Source organism: Psychrobacter sp. AOP22-C1-C5, from assembly GCF_052378885.1.
GTDB lineage: Bacteria > Pseudomonadota > Gammaproteobacteria > Pseudomonadales > Moraxellaceae > Psychrobacter.
This window is the reverse complement of record NZ_JBQSYC010000004.1, coordinates 124,788-138,428: the sequence shown is the minus strand read 5'-3', so window position 1 is coordinate 138,428 and position 13,641 is coordinate 124,788. Positions and strand designations below refer to the sequence as shown.

At 42.0% G+C, this 13,641-nt stretch carries 13 protein-coding genes; 3 read left to right on the top strand and 10 right to left on the bottom strand.

Annotated features, from left to right (window positions below; all coding sequences use genetic code 11):
* Nucleotides 1-214: 214 nt before the first annotated feature.
* The 4 genes from miaA to ACT3TH_RS07465 form a co-directional block, all read right to left on the bottom strand.
* Nucleotides 215-1,390 (bottom strand): tRNA (adenosine(37)-N6)-dimethylallyltransferase MiaA, encoded by a 1,176-nt coding sequence (gene miaA / locus ACT3TH_RS07480; protein ID WP_444755224.1) that lies wholly within the window; start codon nt 1,388-1,390, stop codon nt 215-217.
* A 72-nt stretch (nt 1,391-1,462) separates the two neighbouring features.
* On the bottom strand, nt 1,463-3,238 hold the full coding sequence (mutL, locus tag ACT3TH_RS07475; protein ID WP_444755223.1) for a DNA mismatch repair endonuclease MutL: 1,776 nt from the start codon (nt 3,236-3,238) through the stop codon (nt 1,463-1,465).
* 49 nt (nt 3,239-3,287) lie between these two features.
* Entirely contained in the window at nt 3,288-3,824 is a 537-nt protein-coding gene (gene tsaE / locus ACT3TH_RS07470) for a tRNA (adenosine(37)-N6)-threonylcarbamoyltransferase complex ATPase subunit type 1 TsaE (RefSeq protein WP_444755222.1), read from the bottom strand.
* Nucleotides 3,817-4,419: a 6-pyruvoyl trahydropterin synthase family protein gene (locus ACT3TH_RS07465; protein ID WP_444755221.1), complete on the bottom strand. Its 603-nt coding sequence runs from the start codon at nt 4,417-4,419 to the stop codon at nt 3,817-3,819. Before ACT3TH_RS07465 ends, tsaE begins: the two co-directional genes overlap by 8 nt.
* Before the next feature lie 411 nt (nt 4,420-4,830).
* Here ACT3TH_RS07465 and ACT3TH_RS07460 point away from each other — a divergent pair, with 411 nt between their 5' ends.
* A complete protein-coding gene (locus ACT3TH_RS07460) occupies nt 4,831-4,953 on the top strand; it encodes a hypothetical protein (RefSeq protein ID WP_021815223.1) in 123 nt (40 codons plus the stop codon).
* Between the two features lie 104 nt (nt 4,954-5,057).
* Here ACT3TH_RS07460 and ACT3TH_RS07455 read toward each other — a convergent pair whose 3' ends face one another.
* Both ACT3TH_RS07455 and ACT3TH_RS07450 read right to left on the bottom strand, forming a co-directional pair.
* Nucleotides 5,058-5,390, bottom strand: a complete 333-nt coding sequence (locus ACT3TH_RS07455) for a YnfA family protein (protein ID WP_444755220.1) — start codon at nt 5,388-5,390, stop codon at nt 5,058-5,060.
* Nucleotides 5,391-5,396: 6 nt separating this feature from the next.
* Nucleotides 5,397-6,209: a PhzF family phenazine biosynthesis protein gene (locus tag ACT3TH_RS07450; protein ID WP_444755219.1), complete on the bottom strand. Its 813-nt coding sequence runs from the start codon at nt 6,207-6,209 to the stop codon at nt 5,397-5,399.
* A gap of 421 nt (nt 6,210-6,630) precedes the next feature.
* On the opposite strand from ACT3TH_RS07450, the gene htpX reads away from it, so the two are divergent.
* Nucleotides 6,631-7,545, top strand: coding sequence for a protease HtpX (gene htpX / locus ACT3TH_RS07445; RefSeq protein WP_444755218.1), 915 nt, complete (start codon nt 6,631-6,633; stop codon nt 7,543-7,545).
* 215 nt (nt 7,546-7,760) lie between these two features.
* Here htpX and ACT3TH_RS07440 read toward each other — a convergent pair whose 3' ends face one another.
* Together ACT3TH_RS07440 and ACT3TH_RS07435 are read right to left on the bottom strand one after the other, a co-directional pair.
* Nucleotides 7,761-9,035 (bottom strand): saccharopine dehydrogenase NADP-binding domain-containing protein, encoded by a 1,275-nt coding sequence (locus tag ACT3TH_RS07440; RefSeq protein WP_444755217.1) that lies wholly within the window; start codon nt 9,033-9,035, stop codon nt 7,761-7,763.
* Nucleotides 9,036-9,272: 237 nt separating this feature from the next.
* A complete protein-coding gene (locus tag ACT3TH_RS07435; protein WP_444755216.1) occupies nt 9,273-10,535 on the bottom strand; it encodes a carboxynorspermidine decarboxylase in 1,263 nt (420 codons plus the stop codon).
* 89 nt (nt 10,536-10,624) lie between these two features.
* Between ACT3TH_RS07435 and ACT3TH_RS07430 the strand changes: the two genes are divergently transcribed.
* Complete coding sequence (locus tag ACT3TH_RS07430) at nt 10,625-11,290, top strand: DUF924 family protein (protein ID WP_444755215.1); 666 nt, start codon at nt 10,625-10,627, stop codon at nt 11,288-11,290.
* 40 nt (nt 11,291-11,330) lie between these two features.
* On the opposite strand, the gene ACT3TH_RS07425 is transcribed toward ACT3TH_RS07430, so the two are convergent.
* Both ACT3TH_RS07425 and ACT3TH_RS07420 read right to left on the bottom strand, forming a co-directional pair.
* Nucleotides 11,331-12,470, bottom strand: coding sequence for a CAP domain-containing protein (locus ACT3TH_RS07425; protein WP_444755214.1), 1,140 nt, complete (start codon nt 12,468-12,470; stop codon nt 11,331-11,333).
* Between the two features lie 271 nt (nt 12,471-12,741).
* Nucleotides 12,742-13,605 (bottom strand): ribonuclease HII, encoded by an 864-nt coding sequence (locus tag ACT3TH_RS07420; RefSeq protein ID WP_444755213.1) that lies wholly within the window; start codon nt 13,603-13,605, stop codon nt 12,742-12,744.
* Between the last annotated feature and the right edge of the window lie 36 nt (nt 13,606-13,641).

Genomic DNA, 13,641 nt, shown 5'->3' with positions numbered 1-13,641 from the left:
TTTTATCAACAAACGTTAGCTATTTTTGATAAGAAACTTATTGTAATAAACCATACTTAATAGTGTGATAGATTTTAATTATAACAGCTATCTATCACATATTTTGAAACTAATTGTCATTACTTTATGGTATCTTTATAAAGACTTTTGCCAAATTACGTTAGTTATAAAGCGTAATCTCTATATAATTCGTTTTTTGTGCAACCATTCTCTATTATAGATAGTCTCTTACCTGTGCCATCGTAGTAAATGTCTTTATCTTCATATCATAACTTTTAAGATAGCCTTTATTATCAGTCAAACCTGAAATCATTGGATTTCCTACTGAGACAGTTGGTAATTGCGTTATCTTTCGCAGCCACGTGTACTGTCGCTTTGCAAGCTGCCTTGTCGCATATAATGCCTTATTTTGCATTTGCTGACAAGCAAGTGCCTCGGTCTGTGTATCAGATATGCATGATTGAAGCTGAGGCTTGAGTGTACCATCTGATTTTATATTCTTGTCAGCAGGGTGTTGAAGCTCTTGAAAAGCATCATAAAACTGTGCTTTATCTAAATGCAATTGTTCAAAGATTGGATGTTTAATCTGTACTAGATACTCTAATACTTGACGATAGCCAACGCAGCGCATAGAAGGTAAGTTCGGTGTCAGTGGATATTTCTCAAGTAGACCGATCACTTCAGCAATTAGACCTTCCTTCCACATAATGTCCAGACGCTGCTCAATGCGTTCATGCAACCACGAACGATCTGGCATGACCGCCAATGCATGCCACTGATGGTTTGGGTTTTGTGCCAACGCCTGTTTGGGCTGACGCTGCCAGCCACTCATTGGAATGTTGGTTTGTAAGTAGACTTCAACGGCACGAGTGATGCGCTGGGTATCAGTCGCATTAAGACGTTGATGACTGATCAAATCCACTTTACCCAGGTAGTCATACAACGCACCAATACCCTCATCTTGTCGCCACTGCTCCACGCGGGCGCGAACGCTATCATCGCTATCTGGCACAGGAGATAATCCATCAAGTAACGCCATGTAATACATCATAGTGCCACCCACTAGCAAAGGTATCTTGCCATTTTTGTGACAGTCGTCAATCAGACGTGCAACATCACTAACAAATTCAGCAACGCTATAGCTTTGCATGGGATCGACAATATCGACTAAATGGTGTGGATAGCGCGAAAGCTCATTCACGGTAGGCTTGGCCGTACCAATATTCATATCACGATATATCAGCGCTGAATCTACTGAAATTAACTCATAACATCCTGTATCATACAGCTCATAAGCCAAAGCCGTTTTACCACTTGCGGTAGGCGCCATCAGACACACTACACTGTTATTCGTGAGATGATGAGATAAGCTATCAGACGACTGTCTCATAAGAAGGCCTTTACTAATTGTGTATATTATGAATTATTTTAACCACTTAGCGCAGAATCAGTTCAACGGTGGCTAGCTTAACGATGACTTTGGTGCAGATGAGAACATGAAAGCTACCAATCGATGAAGGTCTATGGCTTTTATAGAATTTTTCATTAATAACGCTTTAATGTCTTTGATAAATACGGCTGAGTCCTGCCTAGTCATTTGAGCGCTTATCGTCGCTAGTTGCAGATTGATATCATCAGCATTGTTTGGCGCTTTATCTTTTTTAAATACATTGTTATCAAATACAGAAGACTCAAATAATGCACTCATCTTTAGTCGCCAAGCGTCTGCGCTAATAAGCACACACTGCCCTTGACTATAAAAAAGCAACCAAGGCAGCGTTTTATCATTATTGTCCTGAATAAAAAGAGATTTGGATACTAAGTCACTCAAATCAGTAATCACATCCAAACAATATGGTAGATCTTTTGTTTCGGTAAATGAGTTATTCGAAATCTTAATAGGATCATTTAAGGCTATGCTTACTGTACTAGCCTCTTTATCTGAATCTTTGGCAATATGAGATTCTGTATGTGCAGACGATCGCCTGTTTGCTGATAGATGGTAAGATTGCTTGGGAGATTGTACTTGTCTGCTCTGAGTAAAATCAGAGGTCGAAGCCGTTTTGAGTAATGGCTTATCAAATGAGGTATTGGTAGAAATATGACTGTCTGAGACTGTTTCGCTATGCAAATTATCAGAGTTTGATACATTGATGGCGTCTATTTTCGGACGAAGTGCATGACTTAAATGAGCCATAATATTGTTTAGCGGACTGATTCTAATACGTTGTTTGGAGGGATGTACATTGATATTCAACCACTCCGTTGGTAAGTCAAAATACAGCGCATAACCGATGCCTACAAGCTGTGCACTTTGAGCCAGTTGCCGCAGCTGATTGCTGATTAGCGTCTCTTTTACCAGTCGACCATTCACGTAGAGCAATTTTGGCATGGTATCTTTTGGCTCATGTACAGGCCACAACCAGCCGCTAATGCTTGCATGACTGGCAGTACTTTTGCCATCATTATACGTTGTTGACTGCTGTATGAGACTCGATAGGTCTACCGCCACCTCAATGGCACTGTCCATCAACGGGGCGGCCGTTGCTTGTTCAAGTCGTGATAAAGGTAAGCGGTTATTATTGCCTTTATAACTAGTGTCGATAACACTAGCAGATAATGACAGCCGCTTTTTATTATCGTGGAAAAGGCTGATTGTAATATCTGCTCGTGCCAAGGCTACTTCACGAACGATGGTTTCTGTATGACTGAACTCAGTTGCAATAGATTTTAAATTGCCACGGCGTGCTGGTACATTAAAGTATAAATCCCTTACCGTAATCGTCGTACCACGATTGCGTACAACAGGTAGCAGCTTTGGCACATCATCCAACACGCCAGCGACCTGTAGTTGACGGCCAATACCACTATGATCATGACTGCTAACTAACGTCAGACGAGAAACAGCCGCAGTGGCCGCCAATGCCTCACCTCGAAACCCTAACGTCGTAATACCATGGAGATTCGCTACATCAGCGACTTTACTGGTCGCATGACGAGTAATCGCCATTACCATGTCATCGGGATGAATACCAATACCATTGTCCACCACTTCAATCATACCCATGCCACCTTGGGTGATACGCACTTCAATATCAGTCGCACCCGCATCAATGGCATTTTCTAGCAGCTCTTTGACCACAGCCGCTGGACGTGTGACGACCTCACCAGCTGCCAATTGATTGATGAGCAGTGGCGATAACTTTTTAATGCGTGTATCGGAGTGGTTATTAGACATTGGTAAACATCATATATTTTAGTAGGCTGAACGATATATTAGATAAAAGCTAAGTATTGAGTGTCGTCAAGTCCAGCCCTTGCGCCTGCCCTATCTTTGACAATCGCAGCTCAACCCGGCGAGACTCTTTACCATTCTGACCAATGGAATCCTGAGTCATATCAATAAACAAAGTTGGCGGCGGTAGATAACTGTCTGCACGACTGGCCCATTCAATAATCACTAGGACATTTGGCTCATCTAGATATTCATCAAAGCCTATGAATGACAGCTCTTCTGGATCTTGTAAACGGTACAAATCCGCATGATAGACGGGTTTGATTGTACCGTTCTCTTGCTCAATACGATAAGGCTCAACCAAAGTATAAGTAGGACTTTTTACTGCGCCTTTATGCCCTAGCGCCTGTAACCAATAGCGGGTCAATGTGGTCTTGCCTGCGCCCAAATCACCTGCCAGCCACACACTTCCTGTCAGTGACATATCGGCTAACTGTTTGGCTAAAGCTTGTGTGTCGGCCTCAGAGTGTAGGATCAACTTCTTTACATCTCGACCATCTGTTCCAGTCTTCATCTTATTATCAGACATCGGGCTGAACCTGCATGGTCACTGATGGATTAACAAAACGCTCACCACGAATCAGCTTGTCATACAGATCGCTATCATGCCATTCAGCACGAACTTGATCGCTAAATTCAAACTCGTTTAAAACAAGCTTACCCATTTGATCATTGGCAACATCGTCAGCAAAACACTGGGCATAGCCTGTTGCCGTTTCATGCGCAATCACTGAATAAACGCTGACATCTGTCTCGCCATTTTGCATTTGGGTTTGTTGCAAAATCTCTTGCGCCCAAAAGAAAATCACTCGTGAGAACTGCTCTGCTGATGGTGATACGGGTAAGCTTATCCAACGTGCACTGAATTTTTTGCAAGCAGCAATGTATTCAGGATCGTCTTTACTCCAAAAACAGATGGCATGATCAAAACTGTCAATGATGTCTTTAATCGAAGATTTTAACAGGCCAAAATCATAAACCATTTGTCCATGGTCTAAGCGCGTGGCTTCAAGAATCAGCTCAATCTGATAGCTATGACCATGGATAGAGTGTTTACAGCGCTCAGAGCTACAGTTACGAACAATATGAGCGTTTTCAAATTTAAAAAGTTTACGGATACGCATAATAATCAACCAAAACAATAAGCATCGTCGTGCTAAATAAAGATTTGCCGCTTCTATTTATCGGCTTGTTGCTTATTATAGCAAATCGTCATGTATCCGTAAGTAAGCACTTATGAATACTCGTATTGACTGAACGAATCAATTACGCTCAGTTGTGAAAAATTGGCATAAGGTAACTTTGGCTTGAATATAGAATTGTCTGTAAAGGAGCAGCCAAATAAAGTCTGTCCAACAAAAAACCTATCTAACAGAAAATGGGAACGTAGGTGAATTGTGCAAGCGCTATCTATTGCTTAATCTTGAGCCTATAATTAATTGGGTACGCAGTGTCTGCGTCACCTGTAGTAAAGTTTTTCGGTCAGCCAGCTCTGCCTTGAAACACAAACTACACGACTTCAAGAGGAAAAGACGATGAGTAAAGGTCAAGACAGCAAAAAGAATGTAAAAAAGAAACCGCTTTTAACAGCAAAAGAGAAAAAAGCGGCCAAACAAGCAAAAAAAGATGATAATGGCAGTATCTTAGGCAAACACTAATACTAAATGCGTCAAACGGCCAATCGAACCCAACAGTTTGATTGGCCGTTTTTTTAACTAACTCTTTCCTAAATCAGTCAATTGTCAAACTGAGTACTTTCAAATCAACTACTGCGCGGGGCAAACATAATAATTGCCATTCCACATAGCGCAACCAAAGAGCCAACTATATCCCATGTGGTCGGCCGAATACCATCCACCGTCCATAGCCAGATAATCGCCATCACAACATACACTCCGCCGTACGCAGCATAGACTCGGCCTACAGCCGTTGGATGCAATGTCAGTAACCAAACGAATGCAGCTAAGCTAAGCACGGCCGGAACAAGTAACCAAATCGACTTGCCTTCTCGTAGCCACAGATAAGGTAAATAACAACCCATAATCTCTGCGAACGCCGTAAGCGCAAAAAGCCCAACTGTCTTTAGTTCAGTCAAAACCTATTATTCCTCAACCGTAATAAATCCTGTCATATATTGTACGGCGTTGCCAGACACCTGCACTCTATCCCCTACAACGACACAATTGAGCACTCCACCTCGTTTGGATGCTTGATAGGCAACCAATTCATTTTTGTTCAGAAGCTCTGCCCAGAGAGGAGCAAGTCCAGTATGCACGGAACCTGTTACTGGGTCTTCCCCGCCGCCATCCTCTGACCAAAAGTATCTGGATATAAAATCAAAAGCTTTATACTCGTCCGATTTAGCTCGACAAGTTACAACCACATTTAAGGGGGACAGCTCTTTTAATTTTTCGTTATCACGAGCGACAGTCAATACATCAGACTCAGCGTTATAAACCACAAAATAGGCTTTCTCATTGCGGTACACATCAACAGGTGCAATAGAAAGACCTGCTCGTAAGCTCTCAGGAATATCATCAACCTTTTCGGGCATTCTATTAGGAAAGTCCATTTGTATTTTGCCATCGTCAGTTTGTATGACGGTAAAAACGCCAATGGCTTTGGCTGAAAATCTAATGGCATCTACACTAGGGTCTTTCTTAAATAAAACAAAGGCTGCTGCCAAAGTACCATGACCACAAAAAGCAATTTCAGAAAAAGGTGAAAACCAGCGTATGTGACAAAGGCCTTCATCATCAGAAACGACAAACCCCGTCTCAGACAAGTTATTCTCAAAAGCAATAGACTGCATCAACTCATCAGACAACCAGTTATCTGTAATAATTACCGCAGCGGAATTTCCTTTGAACAAGGTATCTGTAAACGCATCAATGACATTTATTTCTAATTGCATGTTAGGTTCTCATTTTAATTATTTATAGTGTTGCTCATTATATTGACATATTGACGAACTTATGAGTAGAAGCAAGTATAATTCAAGCTGCGTTATATAGTAGCAAAAACCTGATAGTGTCGTTAGTACCAGTCATCATAGCAATTTTACCTGCTTTACTCTATTGCAAAACGCTTGATGAACTATTTTGGTAAAGTTCGTATCTTTATTATTTGCACCACATTATCTGGACTATTTTAGCGTCTTTGAACAACTCACGTTTACGTGCGATTCTTTGTAAGAATATCGCCACGTTTGAACCATTATGGTATTGTTATTTATCAAAATAACGCCATTTATGTAGAATCAAAATATAAATAACCGCTTACTGAAGGGCTTAATCCTGAGGTTGCACTTAAATTTTAATTAGGAAATTAGCGTAATGATGCGTATTGGATTATTTTTATTAACCAACTTAGCAGTGATTGTCGTATTTAGTATTGTATTTGGTATTTTATCCAGAGTTTTTGGCATCGGAGGCGTACATTCGGCAGGTGGGTTGAACTATACCAGTCTTGCCATTATGTGTGGTCTATATGGCATGATTGGTTCGATGGTGTCTTTGTTTATCTCAAAGTGGATGGCCAAACGGTCAACGGGTACTGTTGTGATTGATACCCCGAGGAATTCTACTGAACAATGGCTTGTCGATACCGTTGCCAAACAAGCGCGAGCAGTAAATATTGGTATGCCTGAGGTCGGTATCTTTAATAACCCACAGCCAAATGCGTTTGCAACCGGTTGGAATAAAAACAAAGCATTGGTTGCAGTCTCATCTGGCCTGTTGCAAAACATGACATCTGACGAAGTAGAAGCGGTATTAGCACATGAAATCGGTCATGTTGCAAACGGTGACATGGTAACTTTAGCCCTTATTCAAGGGGTTGTGAATGCGTTTGTGATGTTCTTTGCTCGTATTGTTGGTAATTTCGTTGACCGTACTGTATTTAAGAATGAAAGCGATGCGCCTGGTATCGGTTACTTCGTCACCAGTATTGTGATGGATATTTTGTTGGGCTTCTTAGCGTCTGCCATCGTTATGTGGTTCTCACGTCTGCGCGAATTCCGTGCTGATGAAATGGGAGCCAAGCTTGCCAGCCGTGAAAAAATGATCAGCGCGCTAAATGCCTTGCGTCCTTCTGAACAACGTCCAGATCAAATGCCAGAAAATATGAAAGCGTTTGCTATCTCAACTGGACAATCTACAGGCTTTAGTATCGCCAATTTTTTCCGCTCACATCCAACGCTTGATGATCGTATTGAAGCGTTGCGAAAGTATAATCCTAGTGATGCATAGAATAAATGTGATATAGCTAACTCACCTCAAAACCAGTGAAGCGCTACTAACGTATCGATTTTATTTAGAACTGACTATGATTTAAATACTTTTTAAAGTATGACATTTCATTCTGGTGAATCTAAAAAAAGCCTATCTATAAAAGATAGGCTTTTTATTAAATCAAACTCGCTAACTAAATATCAAACTCGCTAACTAAATATCAAGCTCGCTAACTAAATATCAAACTCTAATGCTCTGTCGCCTTCGCTATCTTTGATACGCGTTGGTAAACCAATCTCATTCAACAAATTAATAAATGGCTTGGCATCAAGTTCTTCGACATTGACCATCTTGCCCGCATCCCACTCGCCAGTTGCAACCAGCATGGCAGCTGCAACAGGTGGTACACCTGCGGTATAAGAAATACCTTGGCTACCCACTTCGTTATAAGCGTCTTTGTGATCTGAGATATTATAGATAAAGACCTCGGTATCGACGCCGTTGATCTTGCCTTTAACCTTGTCGCCAATACAAGTCTTACCTGTATAGTTCGGCGCAAGTGAGCTTGGATCTGGTAATACGGCTTTGACAACTTTTAATGGAATAACTTCTTGACCTTCGGCCGTCATAACAGGCTGCTCAGACAACAAACCTAAACTCTGCAAGACCGTAAATACATTGATGTAGTGCTCACCAAAACCCATCCAAAAGCGGATATTGGGCACGTCCAAATTAGCCGATAGCGAATGCACTTCGTCATGACCGCTCAAATAACTGTTTTGCACGCCAACGACTGGCAAATCATCAGTACGCTTTACTTCAAACATCTTATTGGACTGCCACTTGCTATCCTGCCATGAGTAAACTGTACCAGTAAATTCACGGAAGTTGATCTCAGGATCGAAGTTGGTGGCAAAATACTTGCCATGGCTGCCAGCATTGATATCGATGATGTCAATATCCATAACCGAGCCTGCATCCATCATGTCATAGCCAAGACGCGCATAAGCATTGACCATTCCAGGATCGAATCCTGCGCCTAAGATGGCGGTGACGTTATTGTCTGCACAGCGATCGCGACGTTGCCATTCATAGTTGTTATACCATGGCGGTGTCTCGCAAATCTTACGTGGATCTTCATGGATAGCGGTGTCGATATAGGCGATCCCTGTCTCGATACAAGCTTCGAGTACAGTCATATTGACAAATGCTGAGCCGACATTGATAAGGATTTGTACGCCTGTGGCTTGTATCAGATCACTCAACGCTTGAGTATCCATAGCATCGACTTGATGTGTGTGCAAGACCGCCTGTATTTTAAAGCTGTCTTTCTCTACGACGCTTTGAGCAATAGCATTGCACTTGTCTAAGGTACGCGAGGCGATATGAATCTCACCAAGTACATCATTATGCATGGCACACTTATGCGCAACCACTTGAGCGACGCCGCCTGCTCCAATGATAAGTACGTTTTTTTTGTTGGGTTTAGCTGATTGGTTTGTGTTCAATGAACAATCCTCCTTTGTGTCCCTGTCGATACCATCAATGGTGGCTATGCAAAACAGAAACGAGTGAATGATATGCGTGAATTAAAAAGGAAGACCGAGGAAAACCCACGCACCCGTCGGGCAAAACATGCCTATTTTTGCCCGACGGCGATTATAACAATTTTTCCATGCCTTTCGGCAATAATTACACGATAAGATAACCAATAGTTTTGTATATTAAAAACCCTAGGACTGAAATTAAGACAAACTTGCCTTATAGTCTTGATAATCAAACTCTCGCTGCACATCAATACTCCCGTCCAGACGACGAATTACAATCGCTGGCATGTTAACGCCATTGAACCAATTTTTCTTGACCATGGTATAACCTGCGGCATTACCAAAGGTGACGGTATCCCCTATTTTTAGATTGCCTACTAATTCATATTCACCAAAGATATCTCCAGCCAGACAAGAACGACCATAAATAATGGTATTGTCTGCTTTTTCGCCTACATTAGTGGCCGTTATTTCTTGAATGGTTGCATCATTACTAGAAGATTTGACAGGGGCGACATCAATAGCGGCTTCATTAATGGCTGCAATGGGTGCTGACTCACGGTAAATAAGCAAGTCAAGCATGTGCGCTTCGATAGAAGCATCAACGACAGCAAGATTTTTTTCGTTGTGCATGGTATCTAATACAGTCGTGACCAATGAGCCTGCGCCATGAATACTCGCCTCGCCTGGCTCAAGATACACTTGCACGCCATACGTCTCACTGAACCCTTTTAATCTTGCAGCAAGTTTTTCTAGTGGATAATCAGGTGCGATAAAATGAATACCACCGCCCAAACTGACCCACTCAAGCTGCTGCAAGATATCACCGAATCTTGTCTCAATATCGGCCAAGCTTTCACTAAAGGCTTCAAAACTGTCATTCTCGCAGTTGTTATGAATCATCACGCCTGTAATATCATTGAGCACTGCGGCAATTTTTTCTTTGTCATGCTCACCCAAACGGCTAAACGGACGAGCTGGATCAGCGATAATAAACGACGAATTACTGGTCTTAGGGTTCAAGCGCAAGCCGACAGGGATGTTCTTTGCTGCCGCTTGCTCTTTAAAAGCATTTAGTTGTGAGATTGAATTAAAGATAATCTTGTCAGCATAGCTCAGTACTTCAGGGATTTCATCGGCGCTATACGCGACACTATACGCATGCGTCTCTTTTTTATTGTCACCGTTATCATTGTGCGCACCATTATTACCAAAAGTTTCATAACCCAAACGCACTTCATTCAATGACGATGACGTTGTGCCATGTAAATAAGGTTGCATCACATCAAACACGCCCCATGTCGCAAAGCATTTGAGCGCCAGCAATGCCTTGGCACCCGATAGCTCACACAGACGAGCGATAATTTGCATGTTTGCAACGATTGCGGCTTCATCAAGTAAATAATAAGGTGTTGGCGGTAATGATACGTTGGCAGTTTTTACTGAGTTCTCTAAATTCATAATAGGTTACCTAATCGCGCTATTGGCGTCATGACAGATATAAATATTTGCGCTATAGTAGACTAAATTCATCATAATTAGAATATCTCATGTCACTATCAACCGACTATTCTACTTCTAGTAGCCAAGCCAATTTATCGCAACTCGATCCACAAAACATAGATTTAGAGTATCTTGATCCTGATGCTCGTGCAGTTTTGGATTTTTGGTTCGAAAAAGGCAATGAACAATATTGGTTTGCAAAAAATGATAATTTTGACCAGCAAATAAAAGAGAAGTTTGGCAAAATTTGGCAAGCGGCAAAACAGGGTGAATGCGTGACGTGGCGAATCGCAAAGCAATCGCAAGACAGCAACAGCTCGATCACGTCTTTGGCTGGACGTTTGGCAGAAATTATCGTCTTAGATCAGTTTTCACGTAATCTTTACCGCGGGCAAGCGCGTGCGTTTGCACAAGACAGTATGGCTGTGGTGTTGGCACAAGAAGCCATTCAGCAGCCGCATTTTGATACGCTACCAGCAGCATGGCGCAAGTTTATGGTCATGCCATTCATGCATTCAGAATCGCTGATGATTCACGAGCGCTATTTAGCATTGTTCAAGCGGTTGAACGATGCTGAAACTTTGGACTTTGAGCATCGCCACAAAGACATCATCGAACAGTTTGGACGTTATCCCCATCGCAATGATACATTAGATCGCGAGTCAACCGATGAAGAAGAAGCCTTCTTACAAGAGGCGAACTCGTCTTTTTAGTATCATTACAATAGCAAAACAGTCTTAAGGGTGCGGTCTATCAGTAATTTACTGCACCCGTCTTAAAGACAAAGCTTTTGCGTTCTACTCTATTGTTATCTATTAACACATCAAAGCTCACTCGATAATCACTGTTACCATGCAGGCCGCAGTTTTTGCCGCTCCTACTAGCAATATTACAGCTTTTTAAATTGTCAGTGATGGGTAGAATAAAGGCTTCATTTGCAGGTAGTGCATTCGCTGTATTCTGATAAGGATCTTGGCGGTAATCTAACAATTCCACTGGCACATCAATATTGCGCTCTATATCGTAGAATTCCACATTGCTAACATTGATGGTGCGAGCTGAAGGTACATTGACATAGATGGGCTGCCCAATAGGATTCACCCGCAAGTCACGCCCTGTGTGTTTAACTGGATCTGGCGTTTCGTTATACAGCGCAGTCACAGTATCTGTCACGCCTTCGCATGGATAAGTAAAGATCCCTTCCACCGTTTTATTTCTGGTCGATTGTGTCCCTGCCGCGTGATTGACCAGTATATAACCTTTGTTATTGGCAGCATTTTGATTGAAAGGCGTATAAGTGGTTACACCCGTTCCTGTCACGCTTGAGCTGGGCAGCATTAAAGAACGCAAGTGATACGGCGCTGCTAACAAAGATTTGGCCATTGAATTTGCCATCACATCTGAGCTAAATAAGTTGCCCGCTGAGCTAAAATAGGTTGATTGCGCGATATTTTCGGTCGCCCCGAAACGCGCGTTAGGATAGTTTGCTTTTGATAACCTTTCTGAAAAGTCCAGCCCACCAAAAAAAGGATTTTTGGTACTGGTGACATCTGAAATATCTTCAATCCTGTTTTCGTAATGCGCATTAAATACAGTGGGCGTGCTATTGGCAAAAACATATTTTATGTAGTTTGCATGCTGAACTGCAATATTTTCTAACGCCGTATCAGCAGATAACCCTCCAAGACCACAGCTGGTTCTTGCCAGACTAAATGCATTATTAGCAATTAATGCCCCATTGGTATCATTGATTCCTATTGGGTTGTCAGCCTGATCGCCAGCATTATCACTAGGCTGGTCTTTAGGTATCTCACTTGGCTCAATGATAGGCGGTATTGGTCTTGGTGCAGGTGTATTATCAGCGTCTTCACCACCGCTGTTACAGGCAGTCAAAAATACCGCCAAAAACAATAGGGTCGCGACATTTTTTTGCGAGGTATGAGACGTGACCTGTTATCCTATAAAGTAGTAGCATATGTGTGAGCCGCAATATAACTTAAAACCAACTGTATACACGTCGATAAATGATGTGACAGTTTTCATACATTATATTGTATAAATTTTTGTTTGTCTTTTGTAAAAGATATTTATTTATAAAATATAATATTGAAATCAACTTAACTTTGCTTAGGCTATTTTGAAAGAGTTCAATTAGTTTCAAATCCTACTTCTCAAGTACCTTTCTTACTGGAGCAAAACTGCGTCTATGCTCGGGCAATACGCCATATGCTTCAATCGTCTCCATGTGAGCACGTGTTGGGTAGCCTTTATGTTTTGCAATACCATATTTTGGATGCTTGGCATCTAGTGCATACATCGTTTTGTCACGGCTGACTTTTGCCAATATGCTGGCAGCCGCGATACTGGTATGACGCGCATCCCCCTTCACCCAAGCTTGGCAATCGATGGCAGACGTTTTAATGCCTGCTTTGATAAGCATTGCCTCATCTAAATCAGGACAGCGATTACCATCGAACAATATCTGCACTTGCATATTGCTTGGCTCAGACTTGTCGGTGATAAGGTGCGGAGCGATAGTCTTCAACAGCACTTCAGTACATAAACGCATGCCGAGCATCGTCGCTTGTAAGATATTGATCTGATCGATGACAGCGGCTGGTACATCAGCGACAATATAACCAATGGCATGGTGCTGCACCAAAGGATAAAGCACATCACGCTTTTTTTCACTCAGTTGTTTTGAATCTGTCAGTATCGACAATGGCGTGTCTTTGAGCGGTTGATTCTCAATCAGTCCTGACCAAGCCGCCGGCAATATGGCAGACGCAACATTGACGCTTCCTAGTAATGGTCCACGTCCTGCTTCATCCACGCCAATCTGTAGGACTGCTGACTCCAAACCTTCTCTTAAAGCTATCGAATATTGTGTAAGTAGCTCTGATACATTTAGCTGACCAGATAAATGAACAGGCGCAGCTAACTCGATGTACTGACCTTTAACGTCAATTTGCTCAATGCTTAGGTCAATTGTTGTGGCAGAATTTTCTATAATGTGCGGATTACTCATGAATTACGATGTCTTCTTATAAATAGGCTAAATGTA

Coding starts and splice junctions, on each gene's coding strand:
- ACT3TH_RS07420 (WP_444755213.1), bottom strand. CDS start 13,605: ATGAGTAATCCGCACATTATAGAAAATTCTGCCACAACAATTGACCTA.
- ACT3TH_RS07465 (WP_444755221.1), bottom strand. CDS start 4,419: ATGCGTATCCGTAAACTTTTTAAATTTGAAAACGCTCATATTGTTCGT.
- tsaE (WP_444755222.1), bottom strand. CDS start 3,824: ATGTCTGATAATAAGATGAAGACTGGAACAGATGGTCGAGATGTAAAG.
- ACT3TH_RS07430 (WP_444755215.1), top strand. CDS start 10,625: ATGTCACTATCAACCGACTATTCTACTTCTAGTAGCCAAGCCAATTTA.
- miaA (WP_444755224.1), bottom strand. CDS start 1,390: ATGAGACAGTCGTCTGATAGCTTATCTCATCATCTCACGAATAACAGT.
- htpX (WP_444755218.1), top strand. CDS start 6,631: ATGATGCGTATTGGATTATTTTTATTAACCAACTTAGCAGTGATTGTC.
- ACT3TH_RS07435 (WP_444755216.1), bottom strand. CDS start 10,535: ATGAATTTAGAGAACTCAGTAAAAACTGCCAACGTATCATTACCGCCA.
- ACT3TH_RS07450 (WP_444755219.1), bottom strand. CDS start 6,209: ATGCAATTAGAAATAAATGTCATTGATGCGTTTACAGATACCTTGTTC.
- ACT3TH_RS07460 (WP_021815223.1), top strand. CDS start 4,831: ATGAGTAAAGGTCAAGACAGCAAAAAGAATGTAAAAAAGAAACCGCTT.
- mutL (WP_444755223.1), bottom strand. CDS start 3,238: ATGTCTAATAACCACTCCGATACACGCATTAAAAAGTTATCGCCACTG.